Here is a 15127-nt window from a genome sequence, read left to right on the forward strand (position 1 = left end):
CTTTAGAGCGGCGTCGTCTGGGCCTTCAGCCATTCCAGCGCCGCCTCGTCCTTCTGCACGCCGTCGGCCAGCAGAGGCCCGACCTTGGCCAGAACCTCGGCGTGATAGGCGTCCACGTAAGCCCGCTCGTCCGCCGTCAGCAGCGCCGTATCGATCAGGCGGCGATCCAGCGGCGCCAGGGTCAGTTGCTCGAAGCCGTGCATCGGCCGCTCGCCGCCCGGAACCTGCGTCGGGGCCGTGACGACCTGCAGCATCTCGATGCGGATGCCCCACTCGCCCTCGCGGTAATAGCCCGGCTCGTTCGACAGGATCATGCCGGTCAGCAGCGGCTGGTCCGTGCCCCAGCCTGCGATGCGCTGCGGCCCCTCGTGCACGCCCAGATACGACCCGACGCCGTGGCCCGTGCCGTGGTCGAAGTCGAAGCCCGCATTCCACAGCGGCTGACGCGCGATGGCGTCCAGCTGGCGCCCGCTGGTCCCGGCCGGGAAGCGGATCGTCGCCATGGCGATGTGGCCCTTCAGGACCAGGGTGAACATCCGGCGCTGGTCCGCCGTGCCCTCGCCGATCGCCATGGTGCGGGTCACATCCGTGGTCCCGTCCAGATACTGACCGCCGCCGTCCACCAGCAGCAGCGAGCCCGCCTCCATCTTGCGGATCTTGGCCCCGACCGGCTTGTAGTGCGGCAGGGCGCCGTTCGGCCCGACCCCGGCGATGGTGTCGAAGGACAGATCCTTCAGCATCCCGGTCGCCTCGCGGAAGCCTTCCAGCGCCTCGACCACCGCCCGCTCGTCCGGCAACTCCTTCTGCGCGACCGTATCGACCCAGTGCAGGAAGCGCGTCAGGGCCGCGCCGTCGCGGATATGCGCCTGACGGCTGCCCTCGATCTCGACGTCGTTCTTCTGGGCGCGCGGCAGGGCGCAGGGGTCCATGCCGCGCACGATGGTCGCGCCCGCCGCTTCCAGCCGGTCGAAATACCAGGCCGAGGACACGGCCGGGTCGATCATCACCTTGCGCCCCGACAGGGCGTCGAGCGCGCCCGGAAGCGCTTCGGGCGCCTCCAGAGTCACGGCGTCGCCTAGCCAGCCAGGCAGTTCGTTCGTCACCTTGGCCGAGTCGAGGAAGACGCTGGCCGTCCCGTCGGCCTTCACCACCGCCTGTCCCAGCGGCAGGGGCGTGCGGATCACGTCGCCGCCGCGAATGTTGAACAGCCAGGCCAGCGACGACGGCGCCGTCAGCACGGCGGCCTCGGCTCCGGCCTCAGCGATGGCCTTGCCGATGCGGGCGCGCTTGGATGCAGCGCCCTCGCCGGAATAGCGGTCTTCGTGCGGGACCACCGGCGCCTGCGGCTGAGCCGGGCGGGCGTCGCCCCAGGCCAGATCGATCGGATTGGCCTCGACCGCCTTCAGCGTCGCCCCGGCCTTCTCCACCGCCGCGCGCAGGCTCGCCAGCGCATCGGCGCTATGCAGGCGCGGGTCATAGCCGATGACCGAACCGGCGCTCACGCCTTCCAGCCAGTCAGCCAGTTTGTTCAGCGGTTGACGCTCGAACAGGGCCTCGTCCGTCTGGGCCTTGGCCTGAACCGTATAGCGGCCGTCGACGAAGACCGCCGCGCGGTCCTTCAGCACCACGCCCGCCCCGGCCGAGCCGGTGAAGCCGCTGACCCAGGCCAGCCGCTCATTGGCGTCGGGCAGGTATTCGTTCTGGTGCTCGTCCTCGTGCGGGACCAGCAGGCCGTCGAGGCCCTGCTTGGCCATCTCGGCGCGAAGCAGAGGCAGGTGCTTGGCCCCGAAGGACGGATCGGTGGTTTCGTCGAATGTCTGGCGCATGAGGGCCTCTTACTCCTTCTCCCCTTGCGGGAGAAGGTGGCCCGGCAGGGCCGGATGAGGGGTCTCGCGACTGCGGATGAAGGAGCTCGGCAAACGGCGAGAAACCCCTCATCCGTCTCGCTTCGCGGGCCACCTTCTCCCGCAAGGGGAGAAGGGAATTAGCGCCCTACTTCTTGCGCAGCTGCAGGGCGCTCCACGCATCATGATGGATCGTCTGCTCGACCACGAAGCCCAGCGGCAGATAGGCCTCCAGAATCCGCTCCTCCTGGGTGCGCAGCAAGCCCGACAGGATGGCCACCCCGCCCGACTTCAGCGCCGCGCCAATCTCGGGCGCCAGGAACACCAGCGGCGCGGCCAGGATGTTGGCGAACACCAGATCATAGGGCGCGTGCTGGGCGATGCGCGCATCGCTCAGACCGTCGGCGAAATAGAACTCGCACTTGGCGTCGTTGATCTGGGCGTTCTCATTGGCGATGCGGGCCGAGGGCTCGTCGATGTCGGTGCCGACGGCGATGGGCGAGCCCGTCTTCGCCGCCGCGATGGCCAGCACGCCGGTGCCGCAGCCCACGTCCAGCACCTTCTCGAAGCTCTCAGTCTTCAGCAGGTTGTCGAACGCCTCCAGGCAACCGACCGTCGTGCCGTGGTGGCCGGTGCCGAAGGCGGCGCCCGCGTCGATCTTCAGATTGACCCGGCCTTCAGGAATCTTGCCCTGATCATGCGCGCCGTAGACGAAGAAGCGCCCGGCCTCGACCGGGGGCAGGCCCGACAGGCTCATGGCCAGCCAGTCGGCGTCGGCCAGCTTCTCGACCACGACCTCCAGCCCCGGCGTGGCGCGCAGGATTTCGGCGATGCCCTCGGCCTCTTCCTCGGTCGTGGGAAAGGCGTCGATGCGCCAGATTTCCTTGTCTTCATCCTCTTCCAGGATGGAATAGGTCGCGTTCTCCAACAGGGGGTTGGCGTCGATGGCGGCGGCGGCGGCTTCGGCCGGGGCGCGATCGCCGCGCGCGATCACCTGAACTGCGGATTCGGACATTTCTCAAACACCGTTATAATGACGAATCGCCAGTGCGGGCTTGTCCTTACGCCCGTGTCCAACGAGGGGTCGGGGAGTTTATGGCCAAAGCACCGTCTGAAACGAAACCTGCCGCGAAAGCGGCTTCCGCCGCTTCCAAGCCGAAACCGGCGGCAAAGTCGAGCGCGACAGCGACAAAAGCTGACGCCAAGCCCAAGGCCGTAAAGGCCCCCGCCGCGACGAAGGCCGCCGCCAAGGCTCCGGCCAAGGCGGCTGCTCCCAAGACGGCCAAGCCCGCCGCGGCCAAGGCGACCGCTGCGCCGAAGGCCGCCGCGCCAAAGACTGCAGGGCCAAAGACTGCCGCAAAGGCGCCTGCCGCCAAGAAGCCTGCGGCGTCGAAGGCTCCGGCCTCCCCCAAGACGACCACGGCCAAAACGAACACGGCCAAGGCCGCTGCGCCGAAGAAGGCTGCGGCTCCCAAGAAGCCCGCCGCGCCCAAGGCCGCCGCTCCGGACCCGGTCGAGACGCCGGTCGCCGCCTCCCTCGCGCCCGCGCCCATCGCAGAGACCAAGCCCGCGCCGAAGCCCGAGCCGGTCGTCGCTGCGGCCCCCGCGCCGGTCGAGCCGCCCGTTCAGGCTACGGCGCCCAAGCCCGCCGCCGAGCCGGTCAAGCCGGTCGAGGCCCCCGCCCCGCAGAAGAAGGGCTTCTTCGCCCGTCTGTTCGGCTGGTGATCAGAGGCTGATCGCAAACGCAAAGAAGGCCGGAGAGGGTTTCCTCTCCGGCCTTCTGCAATTCTCATGGCTGAGACGGCTTATTCCGGCAGGTCTTCCGCCAGGATGGCCATTTCGAACATGAAGGAGCCGGCCTCGTCCTCATCTTCGAACACCACGCCGATGAACTCGTCGTCGACATAGACTTCGGCGGAATCGGCGACCTTGCGGGCCTTCACCTTGATGCCGCCGTGGTTGAAGGTGCGCTTCAGGTGCGTCTCGACGCGCTTCAGGTCGTTCTCGGTCACGGGGTCAGCCTCGTTTTGGCGCCGATGAGGCGCATGTCGTTGGCCGCGGACCCTAGAGAAGCCGTCCCGCCTTGGGAAGCCCGCGCGTCAGGCGTCCACAGGCGCAGCGACCGACTTCAGATCACGAAGTCATAGACGATGTCGGACAGCGTATGGTCCATGGTCCGCGCAGGCGTGGCGTCGGTCGGGCAGTTGACCAGCCTTGCAGGCACCCCCGCCACGGTGCAACCCGCCGGCACCGGCTTCAGCACCACCGAGCCGGACGCCACCTTGGCGTAGTCACCGACCTCGATATTGCCCAGCACCTTGGCCCCGGCGCCCAGCAGGACGCCGCGGCCGATCTTCGGATGACGGTCGCCGCGCTCGGCCCCGGTCCCGCCCAGAGTCACGGCGTGCAGCATGGACACCTCGTCGCCCACCACCGCCGTCTCGCCGATGACGATGCCCGTGCCGTGATCCAGGAAGACGCCCGAGCCGATCCGCGCCGCCGGATGGATGTCCAGCTGGAACAGCTCCGAAATCCGGCTCTGGAAATGGAAGGCCAGGGTGTCGCGGTCCTGCTCCCACAGCCAGTGCGCCACGCGCCACGCCTGCAGCGCCTGGAACCCCTTGAAATACATGAAGGGCTGCAACAGCGACCGGATCGCCGGATCACGCTCCTGCACCGCCTTCAGGTCCGCCTCGGCGGCGGCCACGACGCCCGGATCAGCGGCGAAGGCCGACAGCGCCACCTCGCGCACCGTCATGGCGCCCAGCTCCGCATCGCCCAGCTTGCGCGCGATCTGGAAGCTCAGCGCGCCGGCGAAATCCTCGTGCGCCAGGACGACCGCGTTCAGCTGCGACGCCAGGCGCGGCTCCTCGCGCGCGGCGTCCTCGGCGGCGGCGCGCAGTTGCGTCCACAGGTCCGGCTGCTTGGGCACGACTTCCAGCTTGGCCATCAGGCTTCCTTCGACTTCAGGCGGCGATCCTACGCGCCCAGCATGGCGCGCGCCAGCGCGGCCGGCAGTTCGCCCTCCCGCGCCATATGGTAGGCGCGATAGGCCGTCGCCACCGTCAGCCCGTCGCGCACCGCCCCACGCTCGATCTCGGCCATCAGTTCGCCAAAGGGGACGCGTGCGGACAGAAAGACCTCCGTCTCGTCCGGCGCCGTCCCGGTCGCCTCCAACCCCCAGGCCACCCAGGTCATCGCCCGCTCGTCGGTGATGGAGTTGGACAGGTCCACGTCCAGCGCCGCGCGCCAGTGCGCCGCCGTCAGCCCCGCCTCCTCGGCCAGTTCGCGCTTCACGGCCTCAAAGGGGTCTTCCCCCTCCGGCGCCCCGCCCTCGGGCATCTCCCACGAATAGCGCATCAGGGCGAAGCGGTGCTGGCCGACCAGACTGACCGTCCCGTCGTCATGCAGCGGCAGCACGCCCGTGCCCACATTCTTCGGCCGCACGACCACGTAGTCGGCGTCAGCCCCCGTCGGCGCGATCGCCGGGTGACGCGTCACCCGCATCCACGGCGTGTCGACCAGAACGCTGTCGCCCAGGCTGCGCCACGGCGGCGTATCGGGCAGGCTCTCGGCCCAGCGGGGCTTGATGTCGCGGATCTCGGTCATGCCCCTGCTATGGCGCAGCGCGTCCCGAAAGCCTAGCTATCGTCCATGAGCCAGTCAGATCTCGCTTCCGCCCTGCCCCTGCCCGTCCGTTCGGAAGAGCTGCTGTCGCGGCTGGCCGTGCGCCGCTCGGCCCCGGCCCAGTCGCTGGCCCTGCCCGGCCCCTCGGACGCCGAGATCGAGCAGATGCTGCTGCTGGGCGCCCGCACGCCGGACCACGGCAAGCTGTTTCCCTGGCGTTTCGTCATCCTGGGCCCGCGCAGCCGCGCCGAACTGTCCGAAGCCCTCGCCGCCCTGGGCGAAACCCAGAACCGCACCGGCAAGGAGATCGCCGCCCTGGCCAAGCTGGCCAATCCGCCGCTGACCGTCATGGTCGTCTCGACCCCGATTCAGGGCCACAAGGTGCCGGTCTGGGAGCAACAGCTGTCCGCCGGCGCCGTCTGCATGAATCTTGAACACGCGGCCAATGCGCTGGGCTATTCGGCCAGCTGGATCACGGACTGGTATTCCTACGACCCCGCCGCCGTCGCCCTGTTCGGCGTCGAGGACGGCGAGAGCATCGCCGGCTTCATCCACGTCGGCTCCCTGTCCGAGCCCCCGCTGGAACGCCCCCGCCCCGACCTGGAGCACAAGGTGACGGCGCGACCCTGAGGCGGGTCAGAGCCGATCGACGGCGGCTTTCAGCTTCCCGGCGACCACGGCGGCCTTGTCCTTGAGCGCGGGATTGTCGATCGCCTGCATCGAGGCCACGGGATCGATGGCCGAGACCTCGGTGCGGCCGCCTCCCGCGTCCTGCACCACCACATTGCACGGCAGCATGGCGCCGACCTTGTCCTCCAGCCCCAGCGCCTCGAAGGCCAGCTTGGGATTACAGGCCCCCAGGATCGTATAGGCGCGGAAATCCTCGCCCAGCTTGGCCTTGAAGGTGGCGCGCAGGTCGATCTCGGTGATGACGCCGAACCCCTCCTGGCCCAGGGCCTCGCGCGTCGCGTCCAGCGCCGCCTCGAACGGCAGGTCCAGCGTCTTGCTGAAATGATAGGTCGCCATGGTCCTCTCCTTCGTCGCTGAGGCCCAGCAAACGCCCGGACGGCGCAGGCGTTGCCTCAGTCCCGAGGCTCCTCCTCCGGCCGATGCACGATCGACACCAGCACCACCGAGATGATCATCAGCAGGAACCACGCACCCAGCTTGTTCAGGCTGACTATCTCCCATCCGCCTTCCTGCCCCGGATAGACCCAGGCCCGCGCGAACGTCCCCAGGTTCTCCGCGAACCAGATGAACAGCGCCACCAGCCCATAGCCCAGCAGCAGCGGCATCGACCGCCGCGTCCGGTCGGCGGTGAAGTAGAACCACCCCCGCATAAACAGCAGCCCCGTCGCCGCGAACAGCGCCAGCCGCACGTCCGGCAACCAGTGGTGCGCAAAGAAGTTGACGTAGATCGCCGCCGCCAGCACCCACGTCGTCCACAGCGGCGGATAGTTCCGCACCCGGATATGGAAGATGCGCTGCACCCGCGCGATGTAGCTGCCCACCGCCGCATACATGAAGCCCGAGAACAGCGGCACGGCGCCGATCCTCAGCACCGACTCTTCCGGATAGATCCACGACCCGTGATACGTCTTGAACAGCTCCATGATCGTCCCGGCGACATGGAACAGGAAGATGACCCGCGCCTCCTCCCAGCTCTCCAGCTTCAGGGCCAGCATCGCCGCCTGTATCCCCAGCGCCCCCAGCACCAGAAAGTCATAGCGCGCCAGCGGCGCCTGATCCGGCCAGAACAAAAACGTCCCCACGATCAGCGCCAGCACCGCCCCGCCGAACAGACACGCCCACCCCTGCTTCAGCCCGAACCACAGGAACTCATAGGCGTACCGGCGAAGGCGCGAGCGGTCGGCCCACGCCTCCGCGCGCGTCATCAGGCGACGGCCCCAGACTTCGAGCGGGAGGCGGGGGGATGGGGTCATGGTCGGAAGGCGTTCAATGATCCGCCTAGATGGGATGATCCGCAAGAATCAGTAGGGGCGGTTATCAGCCTACTTTGCGGAGCACGCCGGCGGCAGAGGACGCCATATCGCTACGAACCCAGTTGCTGCGAATGCTTTCAGCACGTTGACGATCCGCATTGACCTTGAGGCTCGCGCTTTGGAGGGTCTGCTGCAGTCGATCTGAGACTCGCTCTTCTCGTTTATCGATCATAGAAACCTCCTAGAGTATGAGCCGAGTTTGGCAGGAGCGACGCCCTACATCGTAGGGCCGCTGGGGGCAAAGGGTTTCAAAAAAACGATGGAACTGCAATCAAAGAATGCGGAGATCGTCATTGGCATCGTGGCGAGACTCGGGGTCGACACTAAGCACGTGATTGCCACGATTACAGAAGAACTAACGCCCTACAACTACGAAATCGTAGAGATTAAGGCGACCGAAGAGATTCAATCCTTCAAAGATCGCCTGGGCTTAAAGAACAGCCCAACCGCCGAACGGTATCGATCATATATCGAAGGCTGCAATACGTTGCGCAGCGATCTGAAGCGCAACGACATAATGGCACGATTCGCCATCGCCGGAATCGCTTCCGCCAGGGACGGAGACACGACACTTCAGCGCAAAGCCTACATCATTAATCAGATCAAACGGCCTGAAGAATTTGAACTGCTTCGTTCCGTTTATGGCGAGCACTATGTTCAAATTTCCTGCCATGCTCACGAAACGCAGCGAATATCGCGCCTATCGCGTATGATCGTACGAGATCATCCCGAGAAACCCAAGTCAGCTGAATGGGAGCTTTCCGCTCGAAGCCTTATCTCAGACGATGAAGATCAGGAGGACGTGAAATATGGGCAACGCGTTCGCAAAGCCTTCTCACTGTCGGACGTTGTGATTGACGTATCAACGCCCGAATCAGCCGTTCGACAAGTGGAGCGCTTCTTCCGCGCCCTTTTCGGTGACAACTCCGTTACCCCAACGCGCGACGAATACGGCATGGACCTAGCGAACACAGCCGCGCAAAGATCCTCCGATCTTTCGCGTCAGGTTGGTGCTGCAATTCTGAACGCCAAGATGGAAGTCCAAGCGCTTGGCTGCAATGAGGTGGGCAAGTTTGGCGGCGGTACATACTGGGAAGGAGATCATGGCGACAGCCGAGAATTCCAACTCGGCAACGATGCCAATGAAGAACGGAAACGCGCCGTCCTAATGGACCTCATGATGCGCTTACAACGAGCGGGTGCCTTGAACGCCAACTTGGAATCGTCAGAAGCGATACACACTTTTCTCTTCGATCGGACTGACGATACAATCGCCGATGCTCAGGTAATGGACTCACTGGAGTATGGCCGTTCTGTGCACGCGGAAATGAATGCCATCACCGATGCTGCGCGAGGAGGCCATGCGATCAGAGACTGCCGACTCTTCTCCAACACCTTCCCCTGCCACAACTGTGCAAAACATATCGTCGCATCCGGCATTAAAGAAGTTCTTTACCTTCACCCCTACCCAAAAAGCTACGCGCGAGAACTTTTTCACGACTCAATCCTAATTGACCCAGCGCGCCCAAGTTCAGATCGATTAGTTTTCAAGCAATTCATCGGCATAACGGGTCCAATGTATGCCCGCGTTTTCACTAAATCTCGCTGGAAACGGGAGGGAGGTACTGTAGCCAAGTTCGACAAGGCAACAGCACACTACATTAGGCGCACCCCGCTTCCTGCCTATGAAGAAGTTGAGACACTTCTGCTAGATGAACTCCTCAAAGAGCTTACAGAATCGGGATATATTCAAACTGAAGAGATAGAACCGACTCAATGAATCGGTTCGCTTCGCCTCACCCCCGCCCGCGATACCCCGCCACGCCCTGATCCGGCAGCCACACGCCCTCCAGCGGCGCGCCCGTCTGCCAGAAGACGTCGATGGGGATGCCGCCGCGCGGATACCAATAGCCGCCGATGCGCAGCCATTTCGGTTGCAGCAGCTCGGCCAGGCGCTTGCCGATGGCGACGGTGCAGTCCTCGTGGAAGGCGCCGTGGTTGCGGAAGCTGGTCAGGTACAGCTTCAGGCTCTTGCTCTCGACCAGCCAGTCGCCGGGCACATAGTCGATGACGATGTGGGCGAAGTCGGGCTGGCCCGTCACCGGGCACAGGCTGGTGAACTCCGGCGCGGTGAAGCGCGCCACATAGAGCGTGTCGGCGTGCGGATTGGGCACGCGCTCCAGCACCGCCTCTTCCGGGTTGGTCGGGGCGGCGGTCTGGGCGCCGAGCTGGCTGAGGCTGTCGGTATAGTGCGTCATGCCCGCCATTTAGGCGTTCGGCCCGCCAAAGAAAACGCCGCGCCCGCCGCAATCGGCCATCCCCCTGTCGCACCTGTGCTAGACTGCCCTGCGGCCCAGGGGAGAGCGGCCGTCCGCCGCCGGGGATTCAGACGATTCAGACGAATTGGACTCTGTTTTTCCGGGCGGCGCCCATCCCACGCCTGCCCGCCGCGCTTTTCAGGAGCATTCGTGATCTTTTCCGCCCGGCCTGGCCCCGCCCTGCTCGTCCTCCTGATGGCTTCAGGCATCACCGCCCTGCCGTCTGCGGCCTCGGCTCAGGACGCCGACGGCGCCTTGCCGCCGCCGCGTTGGAGCGCCCCGCCGCAACCTCATGCCGATGACTTCCCTGAAGCGGCGCTGCAGGCGGGGGCCAGCGGAGCCGCCGTCATCGCCTGCGACGCCGCGCCGGACGGGGCGCCTGTCGACTGCGAAGTCCTGTCCGAAGACCCTCAGGGCATGGGTTTTGGTCAGGCGGCCCTCGGCATCGTGCAGCGCGGGCGCGTCGCCTCCGTAGCCGGTGTTGACGGCGCTGCTGCTGCGTCTCGCCGTTTCGCCGTTCGGGTGCCGTTCAATCTTGACGCCGAGCCGACGCAGGCATCGGCTCAAGCGCCGATCAACGTTGAAGCGCGATGGCTGACGCCGCCCCGTCCGACAGCATCGGACTATCCGCAACGGGCGGTCGATCGCGGCCTTTCGGGCGGCGCCGCCGTTCGTTGTGAAGTGGCGCTGTCAGGCAAGCCGACCAACTGCGCCGTTGTCGCCGAAGTTCCTCCCGGCAGCGGTTTTGGAGAAGCGGCTGTCAAAATCGTCCGTCGGGGACGGCTGAATCCCGCGACGATCCGGCCGGAAGAAGTCGGGTCCGCCTTCGTCGTCACCGTGCCTTTCAGCATGCATTGATCAAGCCGCCCCGCTCGACCCGCAAGACAGAGAGGAGACCGCAAACAAGACGATTTCAGACGATTCAGACGAATTGGACTCTGTTTTTCTCGAGACCGGCGCGCCATCGCGGACCTCGATTGCTGAAGATCAATGCGCGCGTCGCCGGATCGGCCGATCGCTCGACGTCAAGCTGAAAGGATCGGGATCATGGCCGTCCCACAGAGCAAGACCGAGTTGTTGAGCGCGATCGAGGTCAACTTCGACAAGCTGATGCATGACCTGCGCGCGGTTCCGTTCGACCTGGCGGACGACTGCGGCCTGGACGGTCACGCCGCCGGAACGCGCATGAGCATCGCCAACCTCGTCTCCTATCTGATCGGATGGAACGAACTGGTTCTCAAATGGCTGGACCGAGACAAGGCCGGTCTGCCCGTCGACTTCCCGGAAACCGGGTTCAAGTGGAGCGAACTGGGTCGCCTCGCCCAGAAATTCTATCGCGACTATGAGGCCCTGCCCTATCCGGCCCTCCTCCAGCGGCTGGAGGCAGCCAAGAACCGCATCGTCTCAGAGATCGAAAGCCGTTCGGACGACACCTTGTACGGGCGCTGCTGGCTCGACGGAAAATGGACCATGGGGCGGATGATCCAGTTCAACACGTCCTCTCCCTACGCCAATGCGCGCGCCCGCCTCAGAAAGCGGCTCAGGGCGAAACAGGCCTCGGCGGCGGGCGCCTGACGGGGGGAGCCGAACCGCATTGCCTTCCCCGACGACACCCGGTTAGCGTGGCTTAAAACAACGCATCCTTCAGGAGAGACGACCCGTGGCCATTCCCGCTTCCCTGCAGTCCGGCCTGAAGCTGCCGGTGATCGCCTCGCCCATGTTCCTGGTGTCCGGGCCGGACCTGGTGGTCGAGGCCTGCAATGCGGGCGTGATCGGCACCTTCCCCTCGCTGAACCAGCGCACGACCGAGGGCTATCGGGAGTGGCTGCACGAGATCAAGTCGCGGCTGAAGCCCGACGCCGCCCCCTTCGGCGTCAACCACATCATCCACCCGACCAACTCGCGCCTGATGGCCGACATGATGGTCTCGGTCGAGGAGAAGGTGCCGCTGATCATCACCTCCCTGGGCGCCGTGCGCGACGTGGTGGACGCGGTGCACGGCTATGGCGGCGTGGTCTTCCACGACATCGCCAATGTGCGTCATGCGAGGAAGGCGGCCGAGGCGGGCGTCGACGGGCTGATCCTGGTCGCCAACGGCGCGGGCGGGCACGCGGGCGTGGTGAACCCCTTCGCCCTGATCAATGAGGTGCGCGGCTTCTTTGACGGGACCATCATCCTGGCGGGCTGCATCTCGACCGGCCAGGACGTGGCGGCGGCGCTGATGATGGGGGCCGACTTCGCCTATATGGGCACCCGCTTCATCGCCACGACCGAGAGCGCGGCCCAGCCCCACTACAAGGAGCTGATCGTCCAGTCGGGTTCGGCCGACATCACCTATACGCCCGCCGTGTCGGGCATTCCGGCCAACTTCCTGACCCCCTCCCTGGTCGAGAACAAGATCGACCCCAAGTCCCTGCCCGAGCACAAGCTGGACATGGGCGAGGAGGCCAAGGCCTGGAAGACCGTCTGGTCGGCGGGCCAGGGTTCAGGCGCCGTCCACGACGTGCCGACAACGGCTCAGCTTGTCGCTCGGCTGACGGACGAGTTTTCGCAAGCTTGTGATAAATTCGACAAGAAGCGTCTCTAGGAAGCGGCCTCGACACTCCCCTATCGAGGCCGACCATGCGCATCCTGACGACCGCCCTGAAGACGACCGTCCTGGCGACCGCCCCGCTCCTGATCCTGGCCTCGACGGCCCAGGCGCAGGACATGCCCGGCCGCTGGAGCTTCAGCGCCGGCGCCGCCAGCGACAACCGCTCCAAGGACGCCTCCAAGTCGGATGGCGATCCCTTCGTCTGGGGCGCGGCGGAATGGGAAAGCGACAGCGGCCTCTTCTACGTCAGCCCCGCCGCCGAAACGATCAAGAGCGGCGGCGCGGAGCTGGAGGTCGAACTGGCCGGCGGCGTGCGTCCCCAATGGGCGGGCTTCGACTTCGACCTGAACGTCGCGCACAAGTGGCGCGTGGACGCCAACCCCGACTATGACGCCAACGCCTGGGAGTTCACGGCCGACATGAAGCGGTCGATCGGCCCGGCCAGCGCGCGCCTGCGGCTGCAGCACTCGCCCGACGGCGCCGGTTCGGTGAAATCCTGGACCTGGGTCGCGGTGCGCGGCGGCTGGGACTTCACCGACAAGCTGAACGTCTCGGCCGAGATCGGCCGCCGCGAGCAGGACAACAGCGTCGACTACACCGGCTACAACATCGGCGCATCCTACGCCCTGACCCGCAATCTGGAGGCTGATCTGCGCTGGCACGGCACCAACGCCAAGGTTCCTGGCGAACAGTACGCCGACGCCCTTGTCGCCGGGATCAGCGTTTCCTTCTGATCCGGGTGCGGCGCGTTTCGGGCGCCCGGTTTCACCTTTGGCCCGAAAGGGCCTAGGCTGCGGTCATGACTTTTCGACCGACGACCTTGGAACGTGCGTATCAACTGGCCGAAAGCGGCGGCTGCCGGACGGTGGGCGACGTCAAGCAGGCCTTGAAGATAGAGGGCTATGAGCGGATTCAGGATGCGCTCTACGGCTCGACCATCACCTCGGCCCTGCGCAAGCTGTGTCAGGAGAACTGGGTCTCGCCGCCGGAAACGGCCGAGCCCTGACGCCCGGCTCTTGCATTAGGACACCGGAGCGTCCACCTTAGAGGGGTCGATCTCTCTGCGTCACGCTCTGCCTTCTGCCCCGCGCACCGAGGTCTAAGCCGATCCATACAGACCCGACAGGTCTTCAGGGACGTTCTCTGAGGCCAACTTCTAGCGGAGGTCCTGAAAATGGCTACCGGCACTGTTAAATGGTTCAACTCCACCAAGGGCTACGGCTTCATCCAGCCGGATGACGGCGGCAAGGACGTCTTCGTCCACATCTCGGCTGTCGAGCAAGCCGGCCTGCGCGGCCTGGATGAAAACCAAAAGGTTTCCTACGAAATCGAGCGCGACCGTCGCTCGGGCAAGGAATCGGCTGGTCAACTGAAGACCGAAGGCTGATCCGGCTCCATCGCCGACCGCGTCAGCAATGACGGGCCGACGATGACAGGATTTAAAGCGCGCAGGGGTCGCCCTCTGCGCGCTTTTCTTTTGCGTCCTAGGCCGCCAGCGAAGGCGGCCGCAGCTGGACGAAGTCCGCCCCGCTGGGCGACTGGAACAGGCGCAGGTCAAACTCGGGCAGGATCGCCAGCAGGTGGTCGAAGATGTCCGCCTGGATCGCCTCATACTCGGCCCAGGCCACGGTGGCGGTGAAGGCGTAGATCTCCAGCGGCAGCCCTGTCTCCGTCGGCTGCATCTGGCGCACCAGCAGCGTCATGTCCTGACGGATGCGCGGATGGTTCTCCAGATAGTTCTGCACATAGGCGCGGAAGGCGCCGATGTTGGTCGAGCGCCGCATATTGACCGGATCGCGCCCGGCCTCGACCAGCTTGGCGTTCCAGTCGGCCATCTCGGCGCTCTTGTCGGCCAGGTAGTCGTCGATCAGCAGAAAGCGCCGCATCCTTTCGCGCTCGGCGTCGGTCAGGAAGCGCGCGCTGGTCTGGTCGATCAACAGGGACCGCTTGATGCGGCGCCCGCCGCTGTCCTGCATCCCACGCCAGTTGCGGTAGGATTCGCTGATCAGTCGCCACGTCGGGATGGTGGTGATGGTCTTGTCCCAGTTCTGGACCTTCACCGTGTGCAGGGCGATGTCGATGACGTCGCCGTCGGCGTTGACCTGGGGCATCTCGATCCAGTCGCCGACGCGCAGCATGTCGTTGGAGTTCAGTTGAACCGACGCCACCAGCGACAGGATGGTGTCCTTGAACACCAGCATCAGCACAGCCGCCAGCGCGCCCAGGCCCGACAGCAACAGCAAGGGCGAACGATCGATCAGGGCCGCGATCACCAGAATGGTGGCGATGGCGTAGATGACGATCTTCAGAACCTGCAGATAGCCCTTGATGCTGCGGCGATGCGCGCGCGGCGAGCGGGCGTAGAGGGCGTTGGCCATGTCCAGGCCGGCGCCTATGCCGATAGCCACGGCCACGATCATGAAGGCCCCGGCCACGTTTTGGATCAGGGTGACGAAGCCGGGCGCCAGATGCGGCACGCCGCCTATGCCCTGATGGATGATGACGGCCGGAACGACGCGGGTGAAGCTGCGCACCACCGGCCGAAGCAGGACGTCAAGATCATGTACGGCTCGGCCGACCACTCTCAGGATCAACCGGGTCAGGATGCGGCGGACCACAAAGTCCGCAATAAAGGCGACTAGGGCGAGAAGACAGAGCCCGATCAGCATCTCCGCGATCGGGAACTCCGCCAGGCGATCACGCATGGCGATGAAATCAAACATGGGCCCAGCCTAGGCAGGC

At 65.5% G+C, this 15127-nt stretch carries 19 protein-coding genes; 9 read left to right on the forward strand and 10 right to left on the reverse strand.

Annotated features, from left to right (window positions below; all coding sequences use genetic code 11):
* Positions 1 to 2 precede the first annotated feature (2 nt).
* On the reverse strand, positions 3 to 1826 hold the full coding sequence (locus tag B3D50_RS15255; RefSeq protein ID WP_286952502.1) for an aminopeptidase P family protein: 1824 nt from the start codon (positions 1824 to 1826) through the stop codon (positions 3 to 5).
* Between the two features lie 166 nt (positions 1827 to 1992).
* A complete protein-coding gene (locus B3D50_RS15260) occupies positions 1993 to 2859 on the reverse strand; it encodes a 50S ribosomal protein L11 methyltransferase (RefSeq protein WP_286952503.1) in 867 nt (288 codons plus the stop codon).
* Between the two features lie 80 nt (positions 2860 to 2939).
* On the opposite strand from B3D50_RS15260, the gene B3D50_RS15265 reads away from it, so the two are divergent.
* Positions 2940 to 3569: a hypothetical protein gene (locus B3D50_RS15265; RefSeq protein WP_286952505.1), complete on the forward strand. Its 630-nt coding sequence runs from the start codon at positions 2940 to 2942 to the stop codon at positions 3567 to 3569.
* 80 nt (positions 3570 to 3649) lie between these two features.
* Here the strand turns inward: B3D50_RS15265 and B3D50_RS15270 are convergent, their stop codons facing one another.
* From B3D50_RS15270 to B3D50_RS15280, 3 genes are all read right to left on the reverse strand, one after another.
* Positions 3650 to 3856, reverse strand: coding sequence for a DUF3126 family protein (locus tag B3D50_RS15270; RefSeq protein WP_003164469.1), 207 nt, complete (start codon positions 3854 to 3856; stop codon positions 3650 to 3652).
* 116 nt (positions 3857 to 3972) lie between these two features.
* On the reverse strand, positions 3973 to 4794 hold the full coding sequence (gene cysE / locus B3D50_RS15275; protein ID WP_286952507.1) for a serine O-acetyltransferase: 822 nt from the start codon (positions 4792 to 4794) through the stop codon (positions 3973 to 3975).
* 29 nt (positions 4795 to 4823) lie between these two features.
* Complete coding sequence (locus B3D50_RS15280; RefSeq protein ID WP_286952509.1) at positions 4824 to 5453, reverse strand: NUDIX domain-containing protein; 630 nt, start codon at positions 5451 to 5453, stop codon at positions 4824 to 4826.
* A 45-nt stretch (positions 5454 to 5498) separates the two neighbouring features.
* On the opposite strand from B3D50_RS15280, the gene B3D50_RS15285 reads away from it, so the two are divergent.
* Positions 5499 to 6101: a nitroreductase family protein gene (locus B3D50_RS15285; RefSeq protein WP_046653694.1), complete on the forward strand. Its 603-nt coding sequence runs from the start codon at positions 5499 to 5501 to the stop codon at positions 6099 to 6101.
* Between the two features lie 6 nt (positions 6102 to 6107).
* Here the strand turns inward: B3D50_RS15285 and B3D50_RS15290 are convergent, their stop codons facing one another.
* The 3 genes from B3D50_RS15290 to B3D50_RS15300 form a co-directional block, all read right to left on the reverse strand.
* Positions 6108 to 6497 (reverse strand): DUF302 domain-containing protein, encoded by a 390-nt coding sequence (locus tag B3D50_RS15290; RefSeq protein WP_286952511.1) that lies wholly within the window; start codon positions 6495 to 6497, stop codon positions 6108 to 6110.
* 56 nt (positions 6498 to 6553) lie between these two features.
* A complete protein-coding gene (locus B3D50_RS15295) occupies positions 6554 to 7414 on the reverse strand; it encodes a DUF817 domain-containing protein (protein ID WP_286952513.1) in 861 nt (286 codons plus the stop codon).
* 64 nt (positions 7415 to 7478) lie between these two features.
* The gene (locus B3D50_RS15300; protein ID WP_286952515.1) at positions 7479 to 7646 is read right to left on the reverse strand and encodes a hypothetical protein; all 168 of its coding nucleotides are present in this window, start codon (positions 7644 to 7646) and stop codon (positions 7479 to 7481) included.
* Between the two features lie 87 nt (positions 7647 to 7733).
* On the opposite strand from B3D50_RS15300, the gene B3D50_RS15305 reads away from it, so the two are divergent.
* Complete coding sequence (locus B3D50_RS15305; RefSeq protein WP_286952516.1) at positions 7734 to 9254, forward strand: anti-phage dCTP deaminase; 1521 nt, start codon at positions 7734 to 7736, stop codon at positions 9252 to 9254.
* Positions 9255 to 9270: 16 nt separating this feature from the next.
* Here B3D50_RS15305 and queF read toward each other — a convergent pair whose 3' ends face one another.
* Positions 9271 to 9732, reverse strand: coding sequence for a preQ(1) synthase (gene queF, locus B3D50_RS15310; RefSeq protein WP_253109718.1), 462 nt, complete (start codon positions 9730 to 9732; stop codon positions 9271 to 9273).
* A 210-nt stretch (positions 9733 to 9942) separates the two neighbouring features.
* Between queF and B3D50_RS15315 the strand changes: the two genes are divergently transcribed.
* The 6 genes from B3D50_RS15315 (at position 9943) to B3D50_RS15340 (ending at position 13772) form a co-directional block, all read left to right on the forward strand.
* Positions 9943 to 10650 carry a TonB family protein gene (locus tag B3D50_RS15315; RefSeq protein WP_286952518.1) on the forward strand — a complete coding sequence of 236 codons (708 nt, stop codon included), beginning with the start codon at positions 9943 to 9945 and terminating at the stop codon, positions 10648 to 10650.
* 189 nt (positions 10651 to 10839) lie between these two features.
* Positions 10840 to 11367, forward strand: a complete 528-nt coding sequence (locus B3D50_RS15320) for a ClbS/DfsB family four-helix bundle protein (RefSeq protein ID WP_286952520.1) — start codon at positions 10840 to 10842, stop codon at positions 11365 to 11367.
* Between the two features lie 85 nt (positions 11368 to 11452).
* Complete coding sequence (locus tag B3D50_RS15325; RefSeq protein ID WP_128115409.1) at positions 11453 to 12379, forward strand: NAD(P)H-dependent flavin oxidoreductase; 927 nt, start codon at positions 11453 to 11455, stop codon at positions 12377 to 12379.
* Positions 12380 to 12414: 35 nt separating this feature from the next.
* Positions 12415 to 13119, forward strand: coding sequence for a TorF family putative porin (locus B3D50_RS15330; protein WP_286952521.1), 705 nt, complete (start codon positions 12415 to 12417; stop codon positions 13117 to 13119).
* 65 nt (positions 13120 to 13184) lie between these two features.
* On the forward strand, positions 13185 to 13391 hold the full coding sequence (locus B3D50_RS15335) for a hypothetical protein (protein WP_269300205.1): 207 nt from the start codon (positions 13185 to 13187) through the stop codon (positions 13389 to 13391).
* A gap of 168 nt (positions 13392 to 13559) precedes the next feature.
* Positions 13560 to 13772 (forward strand): cold-shock protein, encoded by a 213-nt coding sequence (locus B3D50_RS15340; RefSeq protein ID WP_003164457.1) that lies wholly within the window; start codon positions 13560 to 13562, stop codon positions 13770 to 13772.
* A 97-nt stretch (positions 13773 to 13869) separates the two neighbouring features.
* Here the strand turns inward: B3D50_RS15340 and B3D50_RS15345 are convergent, their stop codons facing one another.
* The gene (locus tag B3D50_RS15345; RefSeq protein WP_286952525.1) at positions 13870 to 15108 is read right to left on the reverse strand and encodes a mechanosensitive ion channel family protein; all 1239 of its coding nucleotides are present in this window, start codon (positions 15106 to 15108) and stop codon (positions 13870 to 13872) included.
* Positions 15109 to 15127 lie beyond the last annotated feature (19 nt).

The organism is Brevundimonas sp. UBA7507 (assembly GCF_002478355.1).
Classification (GTDB): Bacteria; Pseudomonadota; Alphaproteobacteria; order Caulobacterales; family Caulobacteraceae; genus Brevundimonas; species Brevundimonas diminuta_D.

What these genes read in the sequence shown, in the direction of transcription:
- B3D50_RS15255 (WP_286952502.1), bottom strand. Translation starts at nt 1,826, where the DNA reads ATGCGCCAGACATTCGACGAAACCACCGATCCGTCCTTCGGGGCCAAG.
- queF (WP_253109718.1), bottom strand. Translation starts at nt 9,732, where the DNA reads ATGACGCACTATACCGACAGCCTCAGCCAGCTCGGCGCCCAGACCGCC.
- B3D50_RS15345 (WP_286952525.1), bottom strand. Translation starts at nt 15,108, where the DNA reads ATGTTTGATTTCATCGCCATGCGTGATCGCCTGGCGGAGTTCCCGATC.
- B3D50_RS15265 (WP_286952505.1), top strand. Translation starts at nt 2,940, where the DNA reads ATGGCCAAAGCACCGTCTGAAACGAAACCTGCCGCGAAAGCGGCTTCC.
- B3D50_RS15260 (WP_286952503.1), bottom strand. Translation starts at nt 2,859, where the DNA reads ATGTCCGAATCCGCAGTTCAGGTGATCGCGCGCGGCGATCGCGCCCCG.
- B3D50_RS15285 (WP_046653694.1), top strand. Translation starts at nt 5,499, where the DNA reads ATGAGCCAGTCAGATCTCGCTTCCGCCCTGCCCCTGCCCGTCCGTTCG.
- B3D50_RS15335 (WP_269300205.1), top strand. Translation starts at nt 13,185, where the DNA reads ATGACTTTTCGACCGACGACCTTGGAACGTGCGTATCAACTGGCCGAA.
- B3D50_RS15330 (WP_286952521.1), top strand. Translation starts at nt 12,415, where the DNA reads ATGCGCATCCTGACGACCGCCCTGAAGACGACCGTCCTGGCGACCGCC.
- B3D50_RS15320 (WP_286952520.1), top strand. Translation starts at nt 10,840, where the DNA reads ATGGCCGTCCCACAGAGCAAGACCGAGTTGTTGAGCGCGATCGAGGTC.
- B3D50_RS15295 (WP_286952513.1), bottom strand. Translation starts at nt 7,414, where the DNA reads ATGACCCCATCCCCCCGCCTCCCGCTCGAAGTCTGGGGCCGTCGCCTG.
- B3D50_RS15290 (WP_286952511.1), bottom strand. Translation starts at nt 6,497, where the DNA reads ATGGCGACCTATCATTTCAGCAAGACGCTGGACCTGCCGTTCGAGGCG.
- B3D50_RS15340 (WP_003164457.1), top strand. Translation starts at nt 13,560, where the DNA reads ATGGCTACCGGCACTGTTAAATGGTTCAACTCCACCAAGGGCTACGGC.
- B3D50_RS15305 (WP_286952516.1), top strand. Translation starts at nt 7,734, where the DNA reads ATGGAACTGCAATCAAAGAATGCGGAGATCGTCATTGGCATCGTGGCG.
- cysE (WP_286952507.1), bottom strand. Translation starts at nt 4,794, where the DNA reads ATGGCCAAGCTGGAAGTCGTGCCCAAGCAGCCGGACCTGTGGACGCAA.
- B3D50_RS15300 (WP_286952515.1), bottom strand. Translation starts at nt 7,646, where the DNA reads ATGATCGATAAACGAGAAGAGCGAGTCTCAGATCGACTGCAGCAGACC.
- B3D50_RS15280 (WP_286952509.1), bottom strand. Translation starts at nt 5,453, where the DNA reads ATGACCGAGATCCGCGACATCAAGCCCCGCTGGGCCGAGAGCCTGCCC.